Genomic DNA, 24,379 nt, shown 5'->3' with positions numbered 1-24,379 from the left:
GCCATCGTTCGGCTGCGCTGCATCGACAGCAGTTCTTCCCGCTCGGCTTCGCTCAGATTCATTTTGCCCATGCACCATTAGATCAGTGCAATTTCATTGGTTCAATGGACTAGCGCGCGTCGGCCGGCGCCGGCGCGCGGGTATCGCTCGGCGTCTCGCCGAAGCGCGCGCGATAGCTGCGGCTGAAGTGCGCGCTGTTGTTGAAGCCCCAGCGAAACGCGATCTCGCTGACCGTCAGGTGCTTCAGCGACCGGTCGCGCAGGTCGGCGCGACAGCGTTCGAGCCGCCGCGCCAGGATGTAACGCGTGAGCGGCATCCCTTCGATTTCGAAGATGCGCGCGAGCTGGCGCGGCGACAGGTGGATCGCGCGGCTCACCGAGTGGCTGTCGAGATCGTCGTCGGCGAGATGGCTGTCGATGAACGCCTTTGCGCGCGACAGCGTGTGGACGGTCGACTTGGTCGGCGACGCGTCGCCGTCGCGCAGCCGCAGCATCGACTGCACGAGCTCGAGGATCGCGGCGGCGCGCCGTTCGCGTGCGTCGGGCGTGGCTTCCTGCGGCGCGGCGAGCAGCGCATAGACCTGCCGCACGGCCCACGACGCGATGCCGTCGTCACGGTCGATCTTGACGAGGCTGCGGTAGCGCCACGGGCCGACGCGCGCCTCGAACAAGTCGCGCGGCACGTCGAGCACGGTCATCGCCATGTCGGCGGGAAAGCCGTGACCGTATGGCATCGACGTGTCGTAGAGGACGAGGTCGCCGGGCCCGTGCTGCATGCAGTCGACGTCCTGGAACGTATAGCCTTGCCCTGCGTGCATCAGGCAGATGAACACGGCGTCGCGCGGGTCCGCATGGATGTTGTGCGGGGTGCGCACGACCGCGTGCCGGTTCGCGACGATGTCGCAGGCGCCGAACAGCCCGAGATCGCGCCTGCGCAGCGACGCGTCGATGCCTTCGGACGACTTGCCGCTGCATTCGATCCGCACGAGCGTGCGAGCGACATGGTCGACCCAGAAGTCGACGCGTTCGTGGCCGCGTACGGCGCGCGTCGAGATCGTGGCGATCTCCGTGCTGGTGTCCGGCATGACGTTCTCCCAATGACCGCTCGTGCGGCGCAGTCTCGGGCAGGGCGAATGACGCGGTCAATCGGTGAAAGACCCGGGACAGGCCTGTGACGCGCCTGCAGCGGGGCGTTGCGGGGGCAGGCGCGATCGATGTCCGGCCGAGTCAAAGGAAGCGGCCGTGCGAGTCAAGACACGTGTGCGATTTCGGGTTAGGTCGTGCCGGCTCACTTCGATGCAGTCGATTGCAGGCCGAGCGGCACGTCCTGCTCGTAACCCATCTTGCCGCCGCGGAATTCGACGCTGACGTAGCCGGCCCGCCGCGCGTCGGCGACGTTCGCATAGATCGACGTCATCACCATGCCCGCGTCGCAGTCGAACGGGATCGTGCGGTCGATGCGGCCCGTCGCGATGTTCACGGCCCGCAGCGACTGCATCGCGATGCCGCACTTGTCCGACAGCGCATAGACGCCGACCAGCATGTGCGTCTTCGTGCGATACCACATCGGAATATCGACGGTGCCGTCGAGCTGGAGGTGATCCTGATCGTTGTCGTTCAGTCTCCCGACTTCGTTCAGCGTGATCGGGAATGCCTTGCGACCGTCGTCCCAGGTGCCGGTTGCCGTTTGACCGGCGACGTTCAGCGCGATCGGGCAGGGCTTCGGCCGCGATGGCGATGCGGCCGGCACGACTGGCGATTCGGCACTCGATGCGGGCGGCGATGCTTCGCACAGTGTCATGCGGCCATCGGGCTCGCGGCGGCCCCGCAACGGGATCGGCTTGCGATGCGCGTCGTAGTAGTAGCTGCCGTCGACGCGCCAGCGGCCCGCGTCGCTGCGGTCGATGGCGTCGTAGGTCTGCAGCGATACGTGGACGGGCGCATTGCCGATCGTGCCGGTGTAGTTGACGACTTCGTACCAGCCTGCGCAAGACGTGGCCGGCGCGCATGCGCACAGCGCGGCGAGCATGGCGGCGAACGGGGAGACGTAGCGGGCACGGCAGGTGTTGCGGGGCATGGGCGGTCTTTGTGCGTGGCGGTGGTTCGGGCATCACGGATATCGGCCCGGCCGCGTCGCGTTGCGCGGCCGCCCGCCGGGATGCACGCCATTGTATTCATCCGCCAGTCCCGGATCGCCTGCATCCGCGAATGCGGCGACACGGGAATGCTCGTGACACGGGCCGGTCGCGAAACCGCGCAGGCTGCGCGATCCGGTCGACCGCCCCGCTACCGACGACCTCAGACCGCACTGGCCTCGTCGATCCGGCGAATGTCATCCTGATCGAGCCGAACGCGGATCGCCTCGCCGAGCGATGCCAGCTGCGCCAGCGACGTCGCGCTCGCGATCGGCGCGGTGATCGTCGGCCGCGCGATCTGCCATGCGAGCGCGATCGCGGCCGGCTGCGTGCCGTGCTTCGCCGCCACCGCATCGAGCGCCGCGAGGATGCGCAGCCCGCGTTCATTGAGATACCCGGCGACGCGATCGCCGCGCACGCTCTTCTTCAGGTCGGCCTCGCTGCGGTACTTGCCCGACAGGAAGCCGCTTGCGAGCGCGTAGTAATTGACGACACCGAGCTTCAGGTCGCGCACGACCGGTTCGAGATCGCGTTCGTAGTCGGCGCGATCGAACTGGTTGTATTCGGGCTGGATGACCTGGTACGCGGGCAGGCCGTCGCGCTTGCTGATGGCGGCCGCTTCGCGCAGGCGTGCGCCGCTGTAGTTCGATGCACCGATGATTCGCACCTTGCCCGCGTCGATCAGCGTCTGATAGGCGCCGAGCGTTTCTTCGAGCGGGGCCGTATCGGCGAGATCGCTGTGCGAGAAATACAGGTCGATGTAATCGGTCTGCAGACGGCGCAGCGAATCGTCGGCGGCTTTCAGGATGTTGTCCCGGGTCAGCCCCGCGCGCGCGGCCAGCAGGCCGACCTTAGTCGAGATCACGACCTGCTCGCGCTTGCCGGAACGCTTGAGCCACTTGCCGATGATCGTTTCCGATTCGCCGCCGCTGTTGCCGGGGGCCCAGGCCGAATAGACGTCGGCCGTGTCGATGAAGTTGATGCCGGTGTCGGCGAGCGCGTCGAGCAGCGCAAACGACGTGTTCTCGTCGACGGTCCAGCCGAAGACGTTGCCGCCGAACGCGAGCGGCGAAACCTGGGTGTTCGATGTGCCGAGGGTGCGTAGTGCCATGTTCTGCTCCGATATCTGCTGGGTGACGGAATTGAACTGCGGGATGGGCCGGGACGAGTGCGGCGAGACGACGGGTACGGGGTGCGGTCACGCCGATGTCGCGGGACGCCGGACATTCTCGCCGATCGCTCCGATTCATGCAGGCGGCGCGCGGCCGCGATGGCGGACGGCTTGACGCAGATGACGGACGCCTCGTCCGTTGTGTGAGCGCTTCGCGCGGCTGCGTTCGATCGGGAACCGATTTTTGTTGCGGCTGGCGCGACGGGGCACGGAACGGCGTGTGGGCGGAAGTGGGCGGGAAGGTGGATGCTCCGGCATTGCGCCGGAGCGGGCGGGACGACGGGCGGCAGGCAACCGCCCGTGTATTGGTGAGCCGGTCAGCGCAACTGCACGGCGGCGAGAAACAGCACCATGCTGCCGATCGCGCCGTCCAGCACGCGCCACGCCATCGCCTTGCGGAACCACGGCGCCAGCAGTCGCGCCCCGTAGCCGAGCCCGAGGAACCACACGACGCTGACCGACATCGCGCCGATCGCGAACGCGAGCCGCGCGCCTTCCGGCTCGCGTGCGCCGGCCGTGCCGATCAGCAGGAAGGTGTCGAGATACACATGCGGGTTGAGCCACGTGAACGCGAGCGTCATCAGCACGATCGCGAGGCCGCTCTGCGGCGGCGGCGCGATTGCGTCGCCGCGCACGTCGAGCGTTTCGTGGCCCGGCTTGAACGCGCGGCGCAGCGCGTTGATGCCGAACCACGCGAGATACGCGAGGCCGACGTACAGCACCGCGTGGACGAAGGTCGGATAGCGTTCGACGAGCGCGGATGCGCCGCCGACGCCCGCGCCGATCAGGATCATGTCGGACAGCGCGCACAGCAGCACGATCTTGCCGACGTGCGAGCGCATGATGCCTTGCCGCAGCACGAAGGCGTTCTGCGCGCCGATGGTGACGATGAGCGATCCGCAGAGTGCGGCGCCGTGGGAAAAAGCGAGCCAGTTCATGGTGGGTGACAGCAGTGGAAGCAGTAGACGGATGAATCGGGTAGCGCTAGTCTGCGGTCAGCATGAAAATAAGAGAAGCTAAATCACCTAATGCGGATTAAGGAAATCTAATGCTCGACTACGCGTTGCTCGATGCCCTCGCGGCCGTGATCCGGCACGGTTCGTTCGAGCGGGCGGCCAAGGAGCTGAACGTCACGCCGTCGGCCGTGTCGCAGCGCGTGAAACTGCTGGAGGAGCGGGTCGGCAGCGTGCTCGTCAAGCGCGGTCAGCCGTGCGTCGCGACGACGTCGGGTGCATTGCTGTGCCGGCATACCGAACGCGTGCAGCTGCTCGAGGCCGAGCTGGGTGGCAGGATGCCGGCGCTGCCGGGCCAGATCGCGAGCGCGTGGCCGACGTTGCGCGTGGCCGTCAACGACGACAGCGTTGCGACGTGGTTCATCGACGCGGTCGGGCCGTTCTGCACGGAGCGCGAGACGTTGCTCGACCTCGTGATCGACGACCAGGATTACACGGCCTCGCGCATTCGCGACGGCAGCGTGCAGGGCGCCGTGACCGCGCAGGCCGAGCCGATCCAGGGGTGCCGGTCGGAGCGGCTCGGGCGCATCCGCTATCGCGCGGTGTGCGCGCCGGCGTTTTACGAACGCTACTTCGGCGCGGGCATTACGCGCGATGCGCTGCGCCGTGCGCCGTGCGTGATGTTCAATCCGAAGGACGGGCTGCAGGCGCGTTTCATCCGGCGCGTGACGCGCGCGGATCTCGATCCGCCGCAGCACTGGATACCGCACGTCGCAGGCTACCTGCGTGCATGCGAAACGGGATTGGGATGGGGGATGTGCCCGGACCGGATGGTCGACCGCCAGCTGGCGGCGGGTGAGCTGGTCGACATGTCGCGCGGGCGAACGATCGACATCGACCTTTACTGGCAGAGCTGGCGTTTGTCGATCGGCTGGCTCGACGATTTCAGCGCGGCGCTGAAGGCGCGTGCCGCGCTGTTTCTCGATTGATCGATCGCGTGACGCAGGCGGCGCGCGAGAGGCGCGCGCCGTGCGGCATCACATCAGACGTGATGCAAACCGTCGAAATCGACGATTTGGACGTGGCGGCCCTGCATTTCGATCAGGCCGCGCTTCTGGAATTTCGACAGCGTGCGGCTGACCGTTTCGAGCGTCATGCCGAGGTAGCTGCCGATGTCTTCGCGCGTCATCCGCAGGTTGAATTCCGACGGCGAGTAACCGCGCTTCAGGTAGCGTGACGATACGTCGAGCAGGAACGCGGCGACGCGTTCTTCGGCATTCAGCGAACCGAGCAGCATCGTTTGCGACGTTTCGCGCACGATCTGTTCGCTCATCAGCTTGTGCATGCGCAACTGCATCGAACCGGCTTCGGAGCACAGCGCCTTGAGCGCGCTGTACGGAATCACGCAGACGGAGCTGTCTTCCAGCGCGACTGCCGTGCGCGGATGCGTGTCGTCGCAGATGCCGTCGAGGCCGAGCGCTTCGCCGGCGAGATGCAGCCCGGTGACCTGCTCGCGGCCGTCGTGGCGCGTCGCGACGGTTTTCAGCGAACCGGAGCGTACCGCGTACAGGTTGTCGAATGCGTCGCCTTCGCGGAACAGCGCTTCCCCGCGCTTGACGGGGCGCGCCGCGCAGATGACCGACTCGAGACGACTGAGCGCTTCGGGCGCCAGGCCCTGCGGCATGCACAGGTGCCGCATTGCGCATGACGAGCAGTGCGCGGCCTGGCGAGGAGCCCAGCTGCCGGCATGAGGCGTGGCGGCGGGACGTGTGGCGACGGGCGTCAGCATGATCGTTTACTCCGGCGTTGAATCGACTGAATCATTGTCCCACCGCAACTTGCCGCTGTCGGGTGACAAAACGTCGCGACTGCCCGCGCATGCCGGATGCGGCTCACGCGGCCGGTGTGTCGACGTTGGCGGCCGCCGGAATCAGCAGCACGGGCAGGCTCGCGTGGCGCACGCATTGCTCGGCGATGCTGCCGAGCACGAGACGGCGGAACCCGCGGCGGCCGTGCGTGCCGAGCACGAGCAGATCGGCATCGAACGCTTTTGCGCCGTCGAGGATCAGCGACGACACGTCGTTGAGCGACGTCGCTTCGCTCAGCTTCGTCTCGCCCTTCACGCCCGCTGCCTGCATCAGCGCAGTGAAATCCTTCGCGAGTGCGTTGCCCTGCTCGACGAGCTGGTCGCGCAGCACGGACGGATCGTAGCCGGGTACGTTGTAGTAGATCGCGGCGTTCTCGACGACGTAGAACGGTTGCAGCTCGGCGCCGTGCGATTTCGCGAGCGCCAACGCGGCATCGAACGCGTGGCGGGACGTGTCGCTGCCGTCGACGGCAACCAGAATACGCTTGTACATAGTGTCTCCGAGTGGCGGGTTGAAACGTAGTCGGCCGGATGGCCGATCGGGCTGGGCAATGCGCAATGCTGCGAGGCAGAGTAAACCAATGGCCGGGACTTTGCAGTGCGGCGCCGATCGTGCCGTGCGACAGCGCCGCTTCCGTTTCTGCGGCGTACTGCCCTGCCATGCACTTGGCGCAGGCTGCGCCGCGTGTCGCGCGCCGTGGGCGTGGGGGGCTGTCTGCATTGTCGGCGGAATTGCATGCGCGCGCATCGATGTCGCGTGTGGCAAACGCACACGCACACGCAAGCGCAAGCGCATACGCATCGCCGCGCGCGCCGATCGCATCGACACGACGCGACGCGACACGACGCAACGGTCACGCGGTTGCCTCGCCCGCATCGCCATTCAATCGCAATCGCGCCGTTTCGACATGACCTCGATCAATGCAAGTGTGTCGCGGCGATTCACGGCATGCATGACACCGCCACTGTCGCCGCGCGGAATCGTTCGCTTTTGCATCGCGCAGTGACTGGCCACGGTCGACGCGCATCAATGGCGTACGCCGGCCCCCAGCCATCGGCTGTCGGCCGATACCGGTTCGCAAACGAACGATCGATTCAAACGCCGCGCCGGCTATCTCGGCACGTCCGTCAGCTCGAAAACGCGCTCCGGCCGCCGCTGGTGGCTGGGCCAGTACGCGCTGCCGTACATCCGGTGGACGGGGCCGAACAGCGCGTCGCTCATGGGCGGCGGCGCGTCGAAGCCTTTCTCGATCACCCTGTAGCCGGCACGCAGCGCGAACGCCGGATGATTGCCGCCGGGGCGGCTGTCGAAACCGGCGAAGCCGTCGCCAGCTTCCGGCATCGCGTTGACGAGCGACGCGTTGCTGCGCGTGATCTGGTCGGGCGAAATCGGCCCGCCGCCGGCGAGGCGCGCCGCCTCGCGGTTCTTGCCGTCGGTGTCGACCGTGCTGTCGTGCGTGTCGTCGTTGTCGAGCTCGATGCTGCGGGGATGCGAACGTGCGGTTTGACCGGATGATTCCATCGCGGCTCTCCTCGCGGCGAAGCGTTCCGGATCGAAGCAAATCCCGTTCCGGGCGTGACGGGAAAAGGCGCGCGGGCGATCGCCGCGGTCGCGCGACGCGCACTGATTTGTCGTGATTTATTTCAGCTAGAAGACGCGTTTTCTACAGAGTATGATTCTTTTCCTGCGAAGCGGCGACAGGAGATTCGGCCGCGCCGCTTCTGCCCGCGCCGGGGCGCCGCAGCACCCTTAAGACGGGTAGTGAACAACAAGGCAAGGGACTAGAGGTGGCGGATTCATGCAAGCGACTACTGCCTTCACGCACCGCGGTTATCTGTTGAATTGCGCGCCCGCGCGCGCCAGCGACGGTTCGTTCAAACCCTACGTCGTGATCTCCCGATCGAGCGACGGGGAACTCGTTGCGAACCGCTTTTTTCCGATCGAGCTCCAGTTCAACGACGAAGGCGACGCAATCGCGCACGCGCGCGATTGGGCCGTGCGTTGGATCGACGCGAGCAGCGTCGCGATCTGATGCCGCCGCAATTTGGCGCAATCGGCCGTCCGGCCGATTGCCGGCGTGCCGCTCCCGGACAAAAAACGCGGTAATCTTGCGGAACCCGTCACTTTATTAGCGGCCGTGCGACCGAGCGCGGCCGCCTGCATTGGCATATGTCGACATCACCCGCCCGTCAGTGGGGCCTTGAAGAAATCGTTGCCGGCTTGCGCGAGTCGCGCGAGGAACTCCATCGCACGCGCCATCCGCGCGGTATTCGCGAACTGCCGTCGCGCGATGCGATCTGCAAGATTGTGACCGGCCTGCGCGCGTCGATGTTTCCAACGCACTACGGCGCACCGGATCTGACCGACGAAAGCGTCGACTTCTACGTCGGCCACACGCTCGAAAGCACGCTGCGCATTCTGTCCGAACAGATCCGCCGTGCGCTGCCGTTCCTGCCCGAGCATGCCGATACGCCGTTCGCCGAACTCGACGAACGCGCGTTCGAGATCGCGCGCGAATTCGGCCGGCAATTGCCGGCGGTCCGCGCGCTGCTCGTCAGCGATATCCAGGCCGCGTATGCAGGCGATCCGGCCGCGCAGCACATCACCGAGATCCTGCTGTGCTACCCCGGCGTGCTGGCGATGATGCATCACCGGCTCGCGCACGCGCTGCACCAGCTTGGTGTGCCGCTGCTGGCGCGGTTCATCAATGAAATCGCCCACTCGGCCACCGGCATCGACATCCACCCGGGCGCGCAGATCGGCCCGAGCTTCTTCATCGACCATGGCACGGGCGTCGTGATCGGCGAGACGGCGATCATCGGCGAGCGCGTGCGCGTGTACCAGGCCGTCACGCTGGGCGCGAAGAGCTTCCCGGCCGATGGCGATGGTGCGCTGGTCAAGGGCAATGCGCGGCACCCGATCGTCGAGGACGACGTGGTGATCTACGCGGGCGCGACGATTCTCGGTCGCGTGACGATCGGGCGCGGCTCGGTGATCGGCGGCAACGTGTGGCTCACGCACAGCGTGCCGCCCGGCACGAGTGTCGCGCAGGGCAAGGTTCGCGAAGGCGGGAGCGCCGAGAAGCCGTAACGCGGCGCGCGGCCGTCGGCGGCCGCGCGCGTCGGTCAGTGCTTGCCGTCGGGCGCGCGGTGCTTGTACAGCACATCCTGGTCGACGCGGATCAGGTTCTGCCCCGCATCGACGACGAAATCCACCCCGTTGTACGCGTTGCCCGTCAGCATCAGGATCGCGCTCGCGACGTCGTCGGGGCCGGCGATGCGTGCGAGCGGCGTCGATGCGCGGCTCGCGTGTTCGAAGTCGGCCTGCGTCTGGTCGTCGCTCGGCAGCATCAGCCCGGGGAATACCGCGTTCACGCGCAGCACCGGCGCGGACGACAGCGCGAGCATCTGCGTGAGGTTGCCGAGCGCGGCCTTCGCGACCGTATAGCTGAAATGGTCGCGGTGAAAGTTTTCCTTGATCTTCTGGTCGACCACATTCACGACGACACCCTGCGTGCCGGCCGCGCGGGCCCGTTCGTAGAACGCGCGCGTGAGCAGGATCGGCGCGCGGCAGTTGACCGCCCATGCCTGGTCGAACGCCGCGAGGTCGAAGCTCGGGAAATGGTCCTGCCAGAACACCGATGCATTGTTGACGAGCACGTCGAGGCGCCCGAAGCGCGCATACACCTGGTCGATCAGCGCGGTGATCCGGGCGGCATCCGACAGGTCGGCCTGCAGCGCTACCGAATCGTGTCCGCCCTCGGCGATCGCACGGGCCGCTGCCTGGGCGGCATCGGCCGAACGGTCGTAATGCACCGCGGTGCGATAGCCGTGCGCGGCGAAATACTCGGCGAACGCACGCCCGGCCCGGCGCGCGGCGCCGGTCACGAGCACGACGGGCGCGTGCACCGTTTGCTTCGTCTGCTCCATTTATGTATTCGTCAGGTTGACGGAAGAAGGATTGGCGACGATCGACAGGAATTCGCGCCGCGTCGACGGATCGGTGCGGAACGTGCCAAGCATGCGCGACGTGACCATCTCGACGCCCGGCTTGTGCACGCCGCGCGTCGAAATGCACTGGTGCGCGGCTTCGAGGATCACGCCGACGCCCTTCGGCTGCAGCACGTCGAACAGCGTGTCGGCGATCTGGACGGTCATCTTTTCCTGGATCTGCAGGCGCTTCGCGAACGCGTCGACGAGGCGCGCGAGCTTCGAGATGCCGACCACGCGATGATTCGGCAGATACGCGACGTGCGCGCGGCCGATGATCGGCACCATGTGGTGCTCGCAGTAGCTCTCGAAGCGGATGTCCTTCAGCACGATCATTTCGTCGTAGCCGTCGACTTCGCTGAACGTGCGCGCGAGGATGTCGCGCGGCTCCACCGCATAGCCGGCGAAGAACTGCTCATAGGCGCGCACGACGCGCGCGGGCGTGTCGACCAGGCCTTCGCGTGCGGGATCGTCGCCGGCCCAGCGCAGCAGCACGCGAACCGCGTCTTCTGCTTCTTCACGGCTCGGCCGGGATGCGGTCGTTTCGGCCGGTGCGGACTTCTTTTTACCCATCTATCTGCTCCATCGAATGCCGCCGCCGGGGCGGCGCGGAATCCGGGCATTGTTTCATGCTTTCGCGGGGCGTGCGCGAGGCCTGGCGCTCACTTCGGCCATTCGTCCTGCTCGTCGTTGAACAGCGACGCGACGACGCCGCGCAGCCACGCGGTGCGCGGATCGTTGTGGTACTTGCGATGCCAGTGCTGCTTCAGGTCGAAGCGCGGCAGGGCGAGCGGCGGCTCGACGGGCACGATGAACGCATGCTCGGCCGCATACGCATAGCCGATCGCATGCGGGACCGTCGCGATCAGGTCGGTGCGGCTCAGGATGAACGGCAGGCTCATGAAGTGCGGCGTCTCGAGCACCGCGCGGCGCTGCATGCGCTGCTTCGCCAGGTACTTCTCGAGCACTTCCTGACTGCGCCCTTCGGCGCGCACGACCGCGTGCCCGCATGCGAGGAACTGCTCGACCGTAAACGGCGGCGCCTGCTCGAACGGATGGCCGCGCCGCATCAGGCAGACGAACCGGTGCGTGAACAGGCGCTGCTGGAAAAAGTTGTTGCCGTCGAGATCCGGGAAGTAGCCCACCGCGAGATCGATCGACCCGGCTTCGAGGCCGCGCCCGACCTCGTCGTGCGCGAGCGAGACCGAACGCAGGTTCGCGTGCGGCGCGCGTGTCGCGAACGCCTGCAGCAGCTTCGGCAGGAACACGATCTCGCCGACGTCCGACAGCGCGATCGAGAACGTATGCGTGCTCGCGGCCGGGTCGAAGTCGTGCGGCGCGACGAGGCCGCGCTCGATCTGCGCGAGCGCGTCGCGGGCGGCCGGCAGCAGCGCGAGCGCGCGCGGCGTCGGTTCCATCCCGCGCGACGTGCGCACGAACAGCGGATCGCCGAAGTACGCGCGCAGCCGGCCGAGCGCCGTGCTCACGCGCGGCTGGCTGACGCCGAGCAGGTCGCCCGCGCGGCTCACGTTGCGGGTGTCGTCGAGCGCGACGAGGTAGGGAATGAGGTTCAGATCGAGCGCTTCCATCGCGAGGCCAGTATCTTCAAAACGTATACAACATATCTCCTGAATCGCGTTGCCGCATAGTCGGGAAAGCGCTCAAATGTGTTCCATTACTCGAACCAATGTTCAGGAGACGAACAATGCGCACCCAAGTCGCGATCATCGGCGCCGGTCCGTCCGGCCTTCTGCTTTCCCATTTGCTGCGCCTGCAAGGCGTCGATTCCATCCTCGTCGAAGCACGTTCGCGCGAATACTGCGAGAACCGCATCCGCGCCGGCGTGCTGGAGCAGGGCACGGTCGATACGTTGAACGAAGCCGGCCTCGGCGACCGGATGCGCCGCGAAGGGCTCGAACACCACGGCATCGAGTTGCTGTTCTCGGGCCAGCGCCATCGCATCGACCTGTCCGCGTTGACCGGCGGGCGGGCGATCACCGTGTACAGCCAGCACGAAGTGGTGCGCGACCTGATCGCGGCCGGCGTCGAGCATGGCCACGCGCTGCACTTCGAAGTGAGCGACGTTGCGTTGCACGACGTCGAAGGCGAACACCCGTTCGTCACGTTCAAGCACGCCGACGGCTGCGAAGACCGCATCGACTGCGACTACATCGCCGGCTGCGACGGCTTCCACGGCATCGCGCGCCAGACGATTCCGGCCGAGCGGCTGAACACGTTCGAGCGCGTCTATCCGTTCGCGTGGCTCGGCATCCTCGCCGACGCGGCGCCGTCGCTCGACGAGCTCGTCTACGCGCATCACGACAACGGTTTCGCGCTGTTCTCGATGCGCTCGCCGACGGTCACGCGCCTGTACCTGCAGTGCAAGCCTGACGAAGACCTCACCGAATGGTCCGACGCGCGGATCTGGGACGAATTGCACACGCGCTTCTCGAACGACACGGGCTGGACGCCGACCGAGGGCCGGATCACGCAGAAAAGCGTGACGCCGATGCGCAGCTTCGTGTCCGAGACGATGCAGCACGGACGTCTGTTCCTCGCCGGCGACGCCGCGCACATCGTGCCGCCGACCGGAGCGAAGGGGATGAACCTGGCGGTGGCCGACGTCCGCGCGCTGTCCCGCGCGCTCGGTGCGCGCTACCGGACGGGCGACGCGACGCCGCTCGACACGTATTCGGCGACCTGCCTCGAACGCGTGTGGCGCGCCGAGCACTTCTCGTACTTCATGACGAACATGCTGCATTCGTCGCCGGAGGATTCGCCGTTCGTCAATCGCCTGAAGCTTGCCGAGCTGAAATACGTGACGCGCTCGCGGGCCGCCGCGCAGTCGCTCGCCGAAAACTACGTCGGGCTGCCGTTCGACGACGTGTCGGCCCCCGAGGCAACCCGCCTTGACAACGCGCTGTGCGCGACTCTATGATCGGCCATCGTTCGCTAATCGAATCTAGGTTCGAATAGCGAACAAAACCGGAGTCGATATCGGCCCCGGCGCGGCACGCGGCACGCGCGTGTCCCCTCGACAGGCCGCGCATCGAGCCGCGGGTTCGTATCAGGAAGAGACATGGTCAACAAGATTTTCGAATCGCTTCAGTCGGCGGTGGCCGACATCCACGACGGCGCGACAATCATGATCGGCGGCTTCGGCACGGCAGGCATGCCGTCCGAGCTGATCGACGCGCTGATCGAACAGGGCGCGCGCGACCTGACGATCGTCAACAACAACGCGGGCAACGGCGAGACGGGCCTCGCGGCGCTGCTGAAGGCGAAGCAGGTGCGCAAGATCATCTGTTCGTTCCCGCGCCAGAGCGACTCGCAGGTGTTCGACGGGCTGTACCGCGCCGGCGAGATCGAGCTGGAACTCGTGCCGCAGGGCAACCTCGCGGAGCGCATCCGCGCGGCGGGCGCCGGCATCGGCGGCTTCTTCACGCCGACCGGCTACGGCACCAAGCTCGCGGAAGGCAAGGAAACGCGCGTGATCGACGGCAAGCCGTATGTGTTCGAGACGCCGATCCACGCCGATTTCGCGCTCGTGAAGGCGTACAAGGGCGATCGCTGGGGCAATCTCGTGTATCGCAAGACCGCGCGCAATTTCGGGCCGATCATGGCCAGCGCCGCGAAGGTCGCGATCGTGCAAGTGTCGGAAGTCGTGCCGCTCGGCGCGCTGAACCCGGAACACATCGTGACGCCGGGCATTTTCGTCCAGCGCGTTGTCGAGGTGCCGCAGGCCGCGCACGCGGCCGAGCTGGCCGCCGAACACGCATCGCAAGCCGCCTGAGGAGACCCGAAATGAAACGACTGACCCGCGATGAAATGGCCAAGCGCGTCGCCCAGGACATCCCCGAAGGCGCGTACGTGAACCTCGGCATCGGCGTGCCGACGCTGGTGGCGAACCACCTCGATCGATCCAAGGAAATCTTCCTGCACAGCGAGAACGGCCTGCTCGGCATGGGCCCCGCGCCCGCGCCCGGCGAAGAGGACGACGAACTGATCAACGCCGGCAAGCAGCACGTGACGCTGCTCACCGGCGGCGCGTATTTCCACCACGCGGATTCGTTCGCGATGATGCGCGGCGGTCACCTCGACTACTGCGTGCTCGGCGCGTTCCAGGTATCCGCGACCGGCGACCTCGCGAACTGGCATACGGGTGCGCCCGATGCGATTCCGGCGGTCGGCGGCGCAATGGATCTCGCGATCGGCGCGAAGCAGGTGTTCGTGATGATGGAGCACCTGACGAAGCAGGGCGAGAGCAAGATCGTCGCGCAGTGCTCGTATCCGGTCACCGGCGTGCAGTGCGTAAGCCGCATTTATACGGATCTCGCCGTGCTCGACGTGACGGCCGACGGTCTTGCGGTGAGCGAGATCTTCACCGACCTGTCGTTCGACGAACTGCAGAAGCTGACCGGCGTGCCGCTGATCGACGCGACGCAAAAGGCCGCTGCCTGAATCGCAAGCGTGCCGGCGCGTGCGCCTGCGCGCATGCCGGCACGCTTGGGTAGACAATACGCGCACGCCGTTTCCCCAATCTGATGCCATGCTCGAAGACAGCGCCAGCCTGACCTCCCTCATCTGCGGCACCGAGCCGCTCAACCGGATCTGGTCGCCCCGCGCGACGATCCAGCGGATGCTCGACGTCGAGGCCGCGCTCGCGCGTGCGCTCGCCGCGCAGCAGGTGATTCCCGCCGCCGCGGTCGCGCCGATCGAGCGCGCGTGCGATGCCGGCCGGCTCGACGCCGACGCGCTCGCGCACGGCGCGGCGCTCGGCGGCAATCTCGCGATTCCGCTCGTCAAGCAGCTCACCGCGCAGGTGAAGGCCGACGACCCCGAGGCCGCGAAGTTCGTGCACTGGGGCGCGACGAGCCAGGACATCATCGATACCGCCACCGTGCTGCAGTTGCGCGACACGCTCGACGTGCTCGAGCCGATGCTCGACGAAGCATGCGCGTCGCTTGCGGCGCTCGCGCGCACGCATCGCGCGACGCCGATGATCGGCCGCACCTGGCTGCAGCAGGCGCTGCCGATCACGCTCGGCCTGAAATTCGCCCAATGGCTCGATGCGCTGCTGCGCCATCGCGCGCGCTTTGCCGAATTGCGCGAGCGCGCGCTGGTGCTGCAGTTCGGCGGCGCGGCCGGTACGCTCGCGAGCCTGCGCGAGCACGCGCGCGGCGTCACGGCTGCGCTCGCGGCGGACCTGAAGCTCGCCGTGCCGGCCGTGCCGTGGCATACGCAGCGAGATCGCATCGCGGAAGCCGCATCCTGCTTCGGGATGCTGACCGGTACGCTCGGCAAGATCGCGCGCGACGTGTCGCTGCAGATGCAGACTGAAGTCGGCGAGCTTGGCGAGCCGGCCGCCGCCGGCAAGGGCGGCTCGTCGACGATGCCGCACAAGCGCAACCCGGTTGGCTGCGCAGCCGTGCTGACGGCTGCCGTGCGCGCACCGAACCTCGTCGCGACGGTGTTCGCGGGCATGGTCCAGGAGCACGAGCGCGCACTGGGCGGCTGGCAGGCCGAATGGGATGCATTGCCCGATCTCGCACGCCTGACCGGCGGCGCGCTCGCGCAGATCGCACAGATCGTCGCGGGCCTCGACGTGAACACCGAACGCCTGGCCGCGAACCTCGACCTGACGCGCGGGCTGATTCTCGGCGAAGCGGTGATGCTCGCGCTCGGCGACAAGATCGGCCGGCTCGACGCGCATCACGTCGTCGAACATGCGTCGAAGGAAGCCGTACGCACGGGCGCGACGCTGTTCGACGTGCTCGCCGCCGATGCGACCGTGTCGGCCCACCTGTCGCGCGACGTGCTCGCGCGGCTGCTCGATCCCGCTCATTACGTCGGCGAGGCGCAGGCCTACGTCGACGCCGTGCTCGCGCTGCACGCGGGCGCGCAACCATCAGGAGAACATTGATGCCCTTCGCCACTGTCAACGGCGTGAAACTGCATTACCGGATCGACCGTGCCGCGCGCGACGACGCGCCGTGGCTCGTCTTCTCGAACTCGCTCGGCGCCGACCTGCAGATGTGGGCGCCGCAGATTCGTCCGCTCACGCAGCACTTCAACATCCTGCGCTACGACACGCGCGGCCACGGCCATTCCGATGCGCCGGCCGGTTCGTACACGGTCGACCAGCTCGCCGGCGACGTGATCGGCCTGCTCGACCACGTCGGCATCGCCCGCGCGCATTTTTGCGGGATATCGATGGGCGGGCTGACGGGTGCTGCGCTGGCTGCGCGTTTTCCGTCGCGCATCGTTCGCGCCGTGCTGTCGAATACCGCCGCGAAGATCGGATCGCCGGAAGTGTGGGCGCCGCGTGCGCAGAAGGCGCGTGCCGAAGGAATGGCGGCGCTCGCCGACGCCGTGCTGCCGCGCTGGTTCACGGACGCATTCGTCGAACGCGAGCCGCGTTTGTTCGATGCGATCCGCGACACCTTCGTGCATACCGACAAGGACGGCTATGCGGCGAACTGCGACGCGCTGAACGCAGCCGACCTGCGCGAGGAAGTGAAAGGCATCGCATTGCCGGTGCTCGTCGTGACCGGCGCGAAGGACATGTCGACGCCGCCCGACCAGGGCCGCGCGCTTGCAGCCGCGATTCCGGGTGCGCAGCACGTCGAATTCGACGCCGCGCATATTTCGAACATCGAGTGCACCGACGGCTTCAACCGCGCGCTGCTCGATTTCCTGACCGCGTGAGGCACCGGCGATGGACGACCACGAACGTTACGAAGCAGGGATGAAGGTGCGTCGCGCGGTGCTCGGCGACGCGCACGTCGACCGCTCGATCGAGAACCGCACCGAGGTGACCGACGAGTTCCAGAACCTGATCACGCGCTATGCATGGGGCGAGATCTGGACGCGCGACGGCCTGCCGCGCCATACGCGCAGCCTGCTGACCATCGCGATGATGGTGGCGCTGAACCGCGGCGAGGAACTCGCGCTGCACCTGCGCGCCGCGCGCAACAACGGCGTGACGCGCGACGAGATCAAGGAAGTGCTGCTGCAGACCGCGATCTATTGCGGCGTACCGGCCGCGAACTCCGCGTTCCATCTCGCGGACAAGATCTTCAAGGAACAGGATGCGGCCGGTTGAGTGCCGGGCTTAGACCGATCCTGATTCGAGGCCCGCTGACGGTTGGCGGGCCGTCGACATTGAATGACTGCGCCGGCAACGCATCGGCGCGTGAACAGAAGAATGGCGCGGCTGGGAGGCCGCGCTTCTTGCATCTATATCGGTGTTGCATGGGACTGGCGTAACAACGCCGGCCGACAAGGAGACTAGCGATGAATCGCACACCCGTGGTCGATGTCCAGACCTTCATCAACGAGCAGCCGTTCGGCGGTTTTCAATGGCTCGTATTCCTCATGTGTTTCGTGATCGTGCTGCTCGACGGCTTCGATACGGCTGCGATCGGCTTCATCGCGCCGTCGTTGCTCGGTGAATGGAACCTCACGAAACCGGATCTTGCACCGGTGCTGAGCGCCGCGCTGTTCGGCCTCGCGTGCGGCGCGCTCGTGTCGGGCCCGCTGTCCGACAAACTCGGCCGCCGCTCGCTGCTGCTCGGTTCGGTATTCCTGTTCGGCGTCGCATGCCTGATGTCCGCATTCTCGACGACGATCGGGCACCTGACGATCCTTCGTTTCATCACCGGCGTCGGGCTGGGCGCGGCGATGCCGAACGCGGTCACGATGATGGGCGAGTTCTGCCCGGACAAGCGCCGCGCAACCGTGATCAACCTGATGTTCTGCGGCTTCCCGCTCGGCGCCGCGTTCGGCGGTTTCCTGGCTGCCTGGATGATTCCGCATTTCGGCTGGCGCAGCGTGCTGATCCTCGGCGGCGTGACGCCGTTGCTGCTCGGTGTGCTGTTGCTGCTGAAGATGCCGGAATCGGTGCGCTTCATGGTCGCCAACAATCACGCTGTCGACAAGATCCGCGCGACGCTCGCGCGCATTTCGCGCGATGCGCTGAACGCCGGCTCGTTCGCGATGACCGAAGCCGCGCCTCAGACGGGCAGCAAGGGCCTCGGCGTCGTGCTGTCGCGCCCGTACATCGTCGGCTCGGTGATGCTGTGGATCGCATACTTCATGGGGCTCGTGATCTTCTACGCATCGATCAACTGGATGCCGATCCTGCTGAAAGATGCCGGCCTGGCGCCGAAGAGCGCGACGCTGATCTCCGCGCTGTTCCCGCTTGGCGGCGTGGGTGCGGTGCTGTGCGGCGTGCTGATGGACCGCTTCAACGCGAACCGCGTGATCGCCGTGTGCTACGCGCTGACAGCGGTGAGCGTCTATGCGATCGGGCAGGCGGCCGGCAACGTCGGGCTGCTCGTGCTGGTCGTCTTCGTGGCCGGCGTGCTGATGAATACCGCGCAATCGTCGATGCCGGCGCTCGCCGCCGCGTTCTATCCGACCGAAGGGCGCGGCACGGGTGTCGCGTGGATGCTCGGCGTCGGCCGCTTTGGCGGGATTGCAGGATCGTTCCTCGTCGCCGAACTGACGCGCCGGCATGTCTCGTTCGCGGGCGTGTTCGCGACGATCGCCGTCGCGGGCTTGCTCGCGTGTGTCGCGCTGCTGATCAAGCAGATGGCGCGGCCGCATGGCGTGGCGCAGCCGGCAGGCAAGATCGAATCGCTCGGGCATTGAGCGAAGCGCGGGCCGGTGCGATGCGCCGGCCCGCGGATGCGGCGGCCATCGGGCCGCCGGCTATTCTTCCGCGTCGTGTTCCTTCACGAAGTTGCGCAGATACGCGCGCAGCGCGGCCTCCCGGCTGCGATGATCGGCGAGGTTCGCGGCGCCCATGTCTTCCTCTTCGCCGAACATCGTCGGCGGTGCGCAGTAGATCCCGATCTCGATGTCTTCGCGCAGCACGCGAATCTCGTGCGTGAGCGGATGATATTCGGCGATCCAGTGCATCCCCTCGATGTGTTCGCCCGCCCTCAGCAGTGGCTTCATCGGCACTCTCCCGGCAGCGGCGGCGCAACCAGCGAAACGGTTGCGCGCGCCCGTAGCAAAAGGGTACGCCTGCATCGGGCGAATCTCAACGGGCGCACGGCGAGCGCTCACTACGCCAGCAGGTGCGCGACCAGCGGATACAGCGACAGGATCAGCAGCACGGCCATCGTCACGTTGAAGATGCGCAGCGCGCGGGGGTTCGACAGGAAGCGGCGCAGGCCGAGCCCGAAAGCGGCCCACAGGCTGATGCACGGGAAGCCGATCAGGATGAACACGACGGCCATCCACGCGGCGTTCATTCCGTAGTCGGCGGACAGGCGGATCGTCGTCGCGGCGGTCAGCACCATCATCCATGCCTTCGGATTGATCCACTGGAACGCGGCGGCTTCGATGAACGTCATCGGACGCGGCTTGCCGCCGTGCGCCTTTACTTCGCCCGACGTGCCGATGCGCCACGCGAGGTACAGCAGGTACGCGACGCTCGCGGCTTCGAGGATCGTGTACAGAAGCGGCATGCGCTTGAACGCTTCGCCGAGGCCGAAGCCGACGCAGAGCATCAGGATCGCGACGCCGATGCTGATGCCGAACAGGTGCGGCATGGTGCGGCGGAAACCGAAGTTGACGCCGGATGCGAGCAGCATCGTGTTGTTCGGGCCGGGCGTGATCGACGTGACGAGCGCGAACAGCATGCCGGCGGGCAACGCGCTCAGGGTGAGGAATTCCATCGCGGATTCTCCGTTCGGTTCTGGACTGGGATGGAGGTCAGTTTAGCGACGGTTTTCTGTACAGTACCGGTACAGTTGGATTGACGATTGCCGGTACGGGGGAGGTGGGTGGTGTTGTGTTGCGAGTGTTCTTGTTGTTGTCTCTCAGAAAAGATGTCCGCAGTCTCGATATGTTGTCTTTGAATAATTGGCTACCAGTGCTGGTGTTCGCCGGAGACTACGGGATCCGGACTTTCGGAAGGGTTGGCTGCGGTAGAGAAGCTAATCGACTGTCGGCGTGCCTCAGGAGCCAAGAATGGGAGCGGCACCGTCGACCGACGGGCAGTCCCGTTGAATCAGATGCGGTATGCGTTGGGTCTTATCTAACTCGGTAAGTAGAGTCACTGCATTGGGTGCGCATTTCGATGATTTCCAGTCAATGCAGCCACTGTTTCGTGCCAAGCAAGTCAAACTGCTACTCGTGATTTGATGGCAGGAACAACGCCTTCACCTCGTCCCGGTTGCGCAGGGCCAGGATGTGCCGAGGCGGACGCGCATTCGGGAGATCCAACCCATAGTAAGTCGCGAAATAGCCGACCAGACAGTTCCTGATCTTGACTCGCCACAGGGGCTGACCTCCGTCCGACGTCATGCCGAAATCTCGGGCAACAACTTTTGTCTGGTGGTCGTTCAGCGCAGCATGGGGGATCACCTCAAGCACCGACTCCTTGTGCCACTGCAGATCATGGTCGCTGGGTTGAGGCGACGGATCCGTTAGTGCTTTGGGCTGCTCGATGCGTTGAAGGGCGAAGTTCCTGAACTCCTCACTGCGGCTGTCGAACGCCCGTAAATGCCACCACGACCCGGTGTGAATCAACGCATGCGGCCAGATCCGCCTCTTCACGGGCCCGATGGTCGTCATCGAATGGTAGACCACCTCCAAAGCGGTCCCTGATCTGATCGCCTGTACGGCCAAGGATAAGGTCTGTCGTTTCACGCCATGCGTAGGTATCGGCAGCCCCTGAATCGGAAGCTGATTGCCCACAAGCGAGACTAGGGCGCTGGACTTGATTTGCGATGAGGCCAGTTGCAGAGCTAGGTACTCGTGAGGGTCGCCAGAGGCGAAGCGCGGCTTGAAGGCCGGCCCGGGGACGTAGAAGCGTCGCCGAGGTTCGAAGATCAGGCTCTGTGGAAACGCAGCTTCGTACTCCCGGAAGTCCTTGGTGACATGGTTAAGCACGACACCGAAGACAGTGCTCACGCGAGAACGTTGGATCTCACCCTCCCAAAGGAGAGTCGACTCGACAAAGCGCAAGCGTTCACGCTGTGAGTGGGAGGGCACGAACCTGATGGAAGTTGGTGGCACGATCTAATCAAAAAGTGTGGAGCACTCTTATTGCTCAGTCTACATCTAACAAGTATTGTATTATAGTAGCGTTGAGGCACCCACGGCGGATGGGCTGCTGTCATAATCGTGTCTTTCTCGGCCTGTGGTCTCATGATTTCTACACGTCTCGATCCGTGGTTGCGTGCCCTCGGCTATGCTGAGGCTTCGCCGTCGCTGCATCTGGCGCGAGACCCAGTGCCGCAAGATCATCCCTATGCGCCCGAGCTCAGGGACCTGCTGAACCCCAATGGAGAGATTCAGGCGCAGGCGGTGTTCGACGTCGATGGCGTGCCTGCCATCACCTTCTTCGTCGGCGGTGAGGCTTCCCCGCTGCAAGACCCTGCCCAACTCCTGCAACTCCGTCAGCGCATCTGGAATCAAGGGTTAATCACGGTCGTATTGGTTGCTGATCTCGATATGGCAACCGCCTACCCAGCATCCGCAGTCGCGGGGGCGCAGGCGAAGCTCAAGCTGGCTGACGCTAAGGTCAATGGCCCGTGGTCCTGCTCCGACCTATTGTCTGGCGATGTGCGAGAGCGTTTCCCGACTTGGTTCCGCCTGGAGGACCGCGTTGATCGCAAACTGTTGAGAAACCTCAACTTGACCGTGCGCGACTTGGCAACGTGCAAGTTGCGTAACGGACGGGAGTGCGGCAAGAGCGCTGCCCAATATCTAGTCGGCCAAGCGCTGTTCATCTCCTACCTGGAGCATCGCGGCATCGTCGACGAGCCGTACCGCTCGAAGAACAAGGTCGGCACGTTTGTGGATTTAGTGACCGGTCGTGATCGGGATGGCTTGGCACAGCTGCTGAGTAGCCTCAAAGATGATTTCAACGGGGACTTTCTGGAGCCTGACGCAAAGAAAAAGTCCTTATGGCTCGACCTAGGCAACGCAGGGTTTGATGTCATCGCGGACTTCTTGCGCGCAACGGATGTGGCGAACGCACAGCCAAGTCTATTCCCTTATAACTTCCGCTACATCCCCGTCGAGCTGCTATCCGGCATCTATGAGTCATTTCTTGGCGATAGGAAAAAGGAACTGGCTGCCTATTACACGCCCCGGCATCTCGCCAACGTGGTGGTGTCGCAGGCACTGACGAATTCGACGGATCTGCTTGCAGAGCGAATCTACGACGGTGCATGCGGCTCGGGCATTCTTCTGACGACGGCTTTCCGCCGGTTGATCGGCGCTGCCGAGGCCAAAGCTGAACGGCAGTTGTCTCTGCGCGACCGGATAGAGCTACTCCAGACTCAAATTTTTGGCAGCGACCTGAGCGAGGCCGCTTGCCGCGTCACGGCGTTCAGCCTCTACCTCTCGTTGCTCGAACAGCTCCAGCCTACTGACATCGTGGCGCTGTGTGAGGACGAGAACGTCAAGCTTCCCCCACTTCGGGATTTCAATCTCTTTTGCGGCCCCGACAAAGGCGACTTCTTTTCCGCTCAAAACCCGTTGGCCAACGAGCGCAAGTTCACTTTGTTTCTCAGCAATCCGCCATGGAGTGAGCCGGACGGGGAGTCCACCGGGCTCGCGGACGAGTGGGCTGCCGAGCAGGGTTATCCGCGACCACTACGGCAGATTGCCGCTGACTTCGTCTGGCGAGCGCGCGAGTGTCTGGTGCCCGAAGGACGCATGTGCGTCATCTTGCCGATGACGCTGTTGCTCAAGCCGACGAGCCAAGAGTTCCTGTCAGCTTGGCTGACGCAGGTGCGGTGGCTGCGGCTGATCAACTTCGGCGACCTGAAGGAACTGCTGTTCGACGAGGGCAGGGCTTCTTGCATCGTGTTGCTGGCCAGCCCGCGTATCCTCAGCGAGCACGACGAGTGGATTGTGCCGCCGACGGAGAAGTTCGAGTACTGGGTGCCCAAGGCTGATGTCGGCCTAGCATTCGGCCGGATTTCGCTGCATGGTGTTGATCGCCATCAAGTCCAGACGCAGGCCATCGTGCGGTCCAACCGCGAACTGGTCACCCGCATGTGGGGCGACGAGTTCGATATGGCCCTGTGGGCACGACTTCGCCTTCGCGGTACTTTCGGCGACTTGCTGCGTGGCAAACACAAGCGGTGGAGCCGGAGAAAGGGATTTCATCGCGTCGATTCGTACGTGGAGGTCGAGAAGCACGTCAGCAGCGCGCCGCTGTGGAAGATGAAGTTCCTCAGGCCGGAGCATCTGTATAGGTGCCCTGTGATTGCCGACGCAGATCTAGACGCCTTTCCGCGCGATGAAATGCCGACGCTTCCGAGCCTTGATGCCTCGTTGATCGAATTTTTCTCCGGTCCACGCATCCTCTTCCCCGATGGTCCCGCTCCGGACAGGAGCATCCGCGCCGCGTTCCTAGCGACCCCGGCGTCCTTTATGAGCAGTGTGGGCGTAATCGGAGGCCCTCCAGAGGATGAAGATCTGCTGCGATTTGCTGCCTTCTACCTGAGGTCAGATCTGGTCCGCTATCTCATGGTGACCCAGGTCTATCAGCTGTTAAGTGATCGTGATCGAGTATCGCTAAAGGACATCGAACAGTTTCCGTTCTATCCGCCAGAACGACATGCTGATCCTGCAAAGGCGCGGCGGATCGTGGGCAAGGTTGCGGCGATCTCCAGATGGCTGGAGCAGCGCGACGACTTCACTCGGCCTCGCGCTTGGGACAAGATGCGGGCAAAGGTCGAGAAGTACATCAAAGATTACTTCGATCTACCTCATGATGCGCAAGCCATCGTCAAGGAGACGGTCGACGTCATTCTTCCCGCCACGCGGCCATATGGGATGTCGCGCGTCTACGAACTCGCGATGGAGCGTGTGTCCGATGCCGTGGCCGAACACTACGCCGATGCGTTGCAGAACGAGCTGAACGCCTGGCGGGATGCAGGTGACGGCGAAGGTAGCTTTGACGTCAACGTGTACTACACCGACGAGCGGCATACAGGGGCGCTTGCCGTGGCTCAGGTGAATTTGCACAAAAAGGCTGAGTCCAAGCCGACCGGTCAGCAAGCCAACCTTGTGGTCGACGCCATTCTGCGCAAGCTCAAAGAGGCGCAGTTGCTGACAGTCGAGTTGCAGGAGCGCATGCACTTCGTGCCCGACACTCTGATCGTCTCGGGCAATACAGCGTATCTGATTAAACCGGTAGCGCAGCGCTTGTGGCTGCGTCGGCAGGCCCGTCGCGATGCGGCGCGGATTGTATCGGCGACAACAGGCAACTGCTGAGCTATCTCCTC

24 protein-coding genes are annotated in these 24,379 nt (G+C 65.2%); 11 read left to right on the top strand and 13 right to left on the bottom strand.

Annotated features, from left to right (window positions below; all coding sequences use genetic code 11):
* Positions 1-109 precede the first annotated feature (109 nt).
* The 4 genes from HWX36_RS29105 to HWX36_RS29090 all read right to left on the bottom strand — a co-directional run bounded on the left by HWX36_RS29105 (position 110) and on the right by HWX36_RS29090 (position 4,243).
* Positions 110-1,084, bottom strand: a complete 975-nt coding sequence (locus HWX36_RS29105; protein WP_175957002.1) for a helix-turn-helix domain-containing protein — start codon at positions 1,082-1,084, stop codon at positions 110-112.
* Between the two features lie 203 nt (positions 1,085-1,287).
* Entirely contained in the window at positions 1,288-2,076 is a 789-nt protein-coding gene (locus HWX36_RS29100; protein WP_175957000.1) for a hypothetical protein, read from the bottom strand.
* A gap of 221 nt (positions 2,077-2,297) precedes the next feature.
* On the bottom strand, positions 2,298-3,245 hold the full coding sequence (locus HWX36_RS29095) for an aldo/keto reductase (RefSeq protein ID WP_175956998.1): 948 nt from the start codon (positions 3,243-3,245) through the stop codon (positions 2,298-2,300).
* A gap of 377 nt (positions 3,246-3,622) precedes the next feature.
* Positions 3,623-4,243 (bottom strand): LysE/ArgO family amino acid transporter, encoded by a 621-nt coding sequence (locus tag HWX36_RS29090; protein ID WP_175956997.1) that lies wholly within the window; start codon positions 4,241-4,243, stop codon positions 3,623-3,625.
* 110 nt (positions 4,244-4,353) lie between these two features.
* On the opposite strand from HWX36_RS29090, the gene HWX36_RS29085 reads away from it, so the two are divergent.
* A complete protein-coding gene (locus HWX36_RS29085; protein ID WP_175956994.1) occupies positions 4,354-5,247 on the top strand; it encodes a LysR family transcriptional regulator ArgP in 894 nt (297 codons plus the stop codon).
* Positions 5,248-5,300: 53 nt separating this feature from the next.
* Here HWX36_RS29085 and fnr read toward each other — a convergent pair whose 3' ends face one another.
* From fnr to HWX36_RS29070, 3 genes are all read right to left on the bottom strand, one after another.
* Positions 5,301-6,047 carry a fumarate/nitrate reduction transcriptional regulator Fnr gene (gene fnr / locus HWX36_RS29080; RefSeq protein ID WP_175956992.1) on the bottom strand — a complete coding sequence of 249 codons (747 nt, stop codon included), beginning with the start codon at positions 6,045-6,047 and terminating at the stop codon, positions 5,301-5,303.
* A gap of 103 nt (positions 6,048-6,150) precedes the next feature.
* On the bottom strand, positions 6,151-6,618 hold the full coding sequence (locus HWX36_RS29075) for a universal stress protein (RefSeq protein ID WP_175956991.1): 468 nt from the start codon (positions 6,616-6,618) through the stop codon (positions 6,151-6,153).
* 618 nt (positions 6,619-7,236) lie between these two features.
* Positions 7,237-7,647: a DUF3005 domain-containing protein gene (locus HWX36_RS29070; protein WP_175956989.1), complete on the bottom strand. Its 411-nt coding sequence runs from the start codon at positions 7,645-7,647 to the stop codon at positions 7,237-7,239.
* Positions 7,648-7,924: 277 nt separating this feature from the next.
* On the opposite strand from HWX36_RS29070, the gene HWX36_RS29065 reads away from it, so the two are divergent.
* Positions 7,925-8,158: a hypothetical protein gene (locus HWX36_RS29065; protein ID WP_175956987.1), complete on the top strand. Its 234-nt coding sequence runs from the start codon at positions 7,925-7,927 to the stop codon at positions 8,156-8,158.
* Positions 8,159-8,295: 137 nt separating this feature from the next.
* Complete coding sequence (gene epsC / locus HWX36_RS29060) at positions 8,296-9,216, top strand: serine O-acetyltransferase EpsC (protein WP_175956985.1); 921 nt, start codon at positions 8,296-8,298, stop codon at positions 9,214-9,216.
* A gap of 35 nt (positions 9,217-9,251) precedes the next feature.
* Here epsC and HWX36_RS29055 read toward each other — a convergent pair whose 3' ends face one another.
* From HWX36_RS29055 to HWX36_RS29045, 3 genes are all read right to left on the bottom strand, one after another.
* Positions 9,252-10,055 carry an SDR family oxidoreductase gene (locus HWX36_RS29055; RefSeq protein WP_175956984.1) on the bottom strand — a complete coding sequence of 268 codons (804 nt, stop codon included), beginning with the start codon at positions 10,053-10,055 and terminating at the stop codon, positions 9,252-9,254.
* Positions 10,056-10,688: a GTP cyclohydrolase I FolE gene (folE, locus tag HWX36_RS29050; RefSeq protein WP_175956982.1), complete on the bottom strand. Its 633-nt coding sequence runs from the start codon at positions 10,686-10,688 to the stop codon at positions 10,056-10,058.
* Positions 10,689-10,777: 89 nt separating this feature from the next.
* A complete protein-coding gene (locus HWX36_RS29045; RefSeq protein ID WP_175956980.1) occupies positions 10,778-11,704 on the bottom strand; it encodes a LysR family transcriptional regulator in 927 nt (308 codons plus the stop codon).
* A 116-nt stretch (positions 11,705-11,820) separates the two neighbouring features.
* Here HWX36_RS29045 and pobA point away from each other — a divergent pair, with 116 nt between their 5' ends.
* From pobA to HWX36_RS29010, 7 genes are all read left to right on the top strand, one after another.
* Complete coding sequence (gene pobA / locus HWX36_RS29040; protein ID WP_175956978.1) at positions 11,821-13,053, top strand: 4-hydroxybenzoate 3-monooxygenase; 1,233 nt, start codon at positions 11,821-11,823, stop codon at positions 13,051-13,053.
* Positions 13,054-13,194: 141 nt separating this feature from the next.
* Positions 13,195-13,908, top strand: a complete 714-nt coding sequence (locus HWX36_RS29035; protein ID WP_085038225.1) for a 3-oxoacid CoA-transferase subunit A — start codon at positions 13,195-13,197, stop codon at positions 13,906-13,908.
* 11 nt (positions 13,909-13,919) lie between these two features.
* Complete coding sequence (locus tag HWX36_RS29030; RefSeq protein ID WP_175956976.1) at positions 13,920-14,576, top strand: CoA transferase subunit B; 657 nt, start codon at positions 13,920-13,922, stop codon at positions 14,574-14,576.
* A gap of 88 nt (positions 14,577-14,664) precedes the next feature.
* Positions 14,665-16,038 carry a 3-carboxy-cis,cis-muconate cycloisomerase gene (locus tag HWX36_RS29025; protein ID WP_175956973.1) on the top strand — a complete coding sequence of 458 codons (1,374 nt, stop codon included), beginning with the start codon at positions 14,665-14,667 and terminating at the stop codon, positions 16,036-16,038.
* Positions 16,038-16,823 carry a 3-oxoadipate enol-lactonase gene (pcaD, locus tag HWX36_RS29020; protein ID WP_175956972.1) on the top strand — a complete coding sequence of 262 codons (786 nt, stop codon included), beginning with the start codon at positions 16,038-16,040 and terminating at the stop codon, positions 16,821-16,823. Before HWX36_RS29025 ends, pcaD begins: the two co-directional genes overlap by 1 nt.
* 10 nt (positions 16,824-16,833) lie before the next feature.
* Positions 16,834-17,220 carry a 4-carboxymuconolactone decarboxylase gene (gene pcaC, locus HWX36_RS29015; RefSeq protein ID WP_175956969.1) on the top strand — a complete coding sequence of 129 codons (387 nt, stop codon included), beginning with the start codon at positions 16,834-16,836 and terminating at the stop codon, positions 17,218-17,220.
* A gap of 191 nt (positions 17,221-17,411) precedes the next feature.
* Entirely contained in the window at positions 17,412-18,770 is a 1,359-nt protein-coding gene (locus tag HWX36_RS29010; RefSeq protein WP_175956967.1) for an MFS transporter, read from the top strand.
* Between the two features lie 60 nt (positions 18,771-18,830).
* Here HWX36_RS29010 and HWX36_RS29005 read toward each other — a convergent pair whose 3' ends face one another.
* The 3 genes from HWX36_RS29005 to HWX36_RS28995 all read right to left on the bottom strand — a co-directional run bounded on the left by HWX36_RS29005 (position 18,831) and on the right by HWX36_RS28995 (position 21,044).
* Positions 18,831-19,079: a hypothetical protein gene (locus tag HWX36_RS29005; RefSeq protein ID WP_085038229.1), complete on the bottom strand. Its 249-nt coding sequence runs from the start codon at positions 19,077-19,079 to the stop codon at positions 18,831-18,833.
* Positions 19,080-19,189: 110 nt separating this feature from the next.
* Entirely contained in the window at positions 19,190-19,804 is a 615-nt protein-coding gene (locus HWX36_RS29000) for a LysE family translocator (RefSeq protein ID WP_175956966.1), read from the bottom strand.
* A gap of 454 nt (positions 19,805-20,258) precedes the next feature.
* Positions 20,259-21,044: a WYL domain-containing protein gene (locus tag HWX36_RS28995; protein WP_174391251.1), complete on the bottom strand. Its 786-nt coding sequence runs from the start codon at positions 21,042-21,044 to the stop codon at positions 20,259-20,261.
* Between the two features lie 237 nt (positions 21,045-21,281).
* Here HWX36_RS28995 and HWX36_RS28990 point away from each other — a divergent pair, with 237 nt between their 5' ends.
* Positions 21,282-24,368 (top strand): N-6 DNA methylase, encoded by a 3,087-nt coding sequence (locus HWX36_RS28990; RefSeq protein ID WP_175956964.1) that lies wholly within the window; start codon positions 21,282-21,284, stop codon positions 24,366-24,368.
* Positions 24,369-24,379: the final 11 nt, after the last annotated feature.

Origin of the sequence: Burkholderia sp. BCC0405 (assembly GCF_902833075.1) — a bacterium.
Taxonomy (GTDB): Bacteria; Pseudomonadota; Gammaproteobacteria; order Burkholderiales; family Burkholderiaceae; genus Burkholderia.
This window is presented reverse-complemented; position numbering and strand designations above follow the sequence as displayed.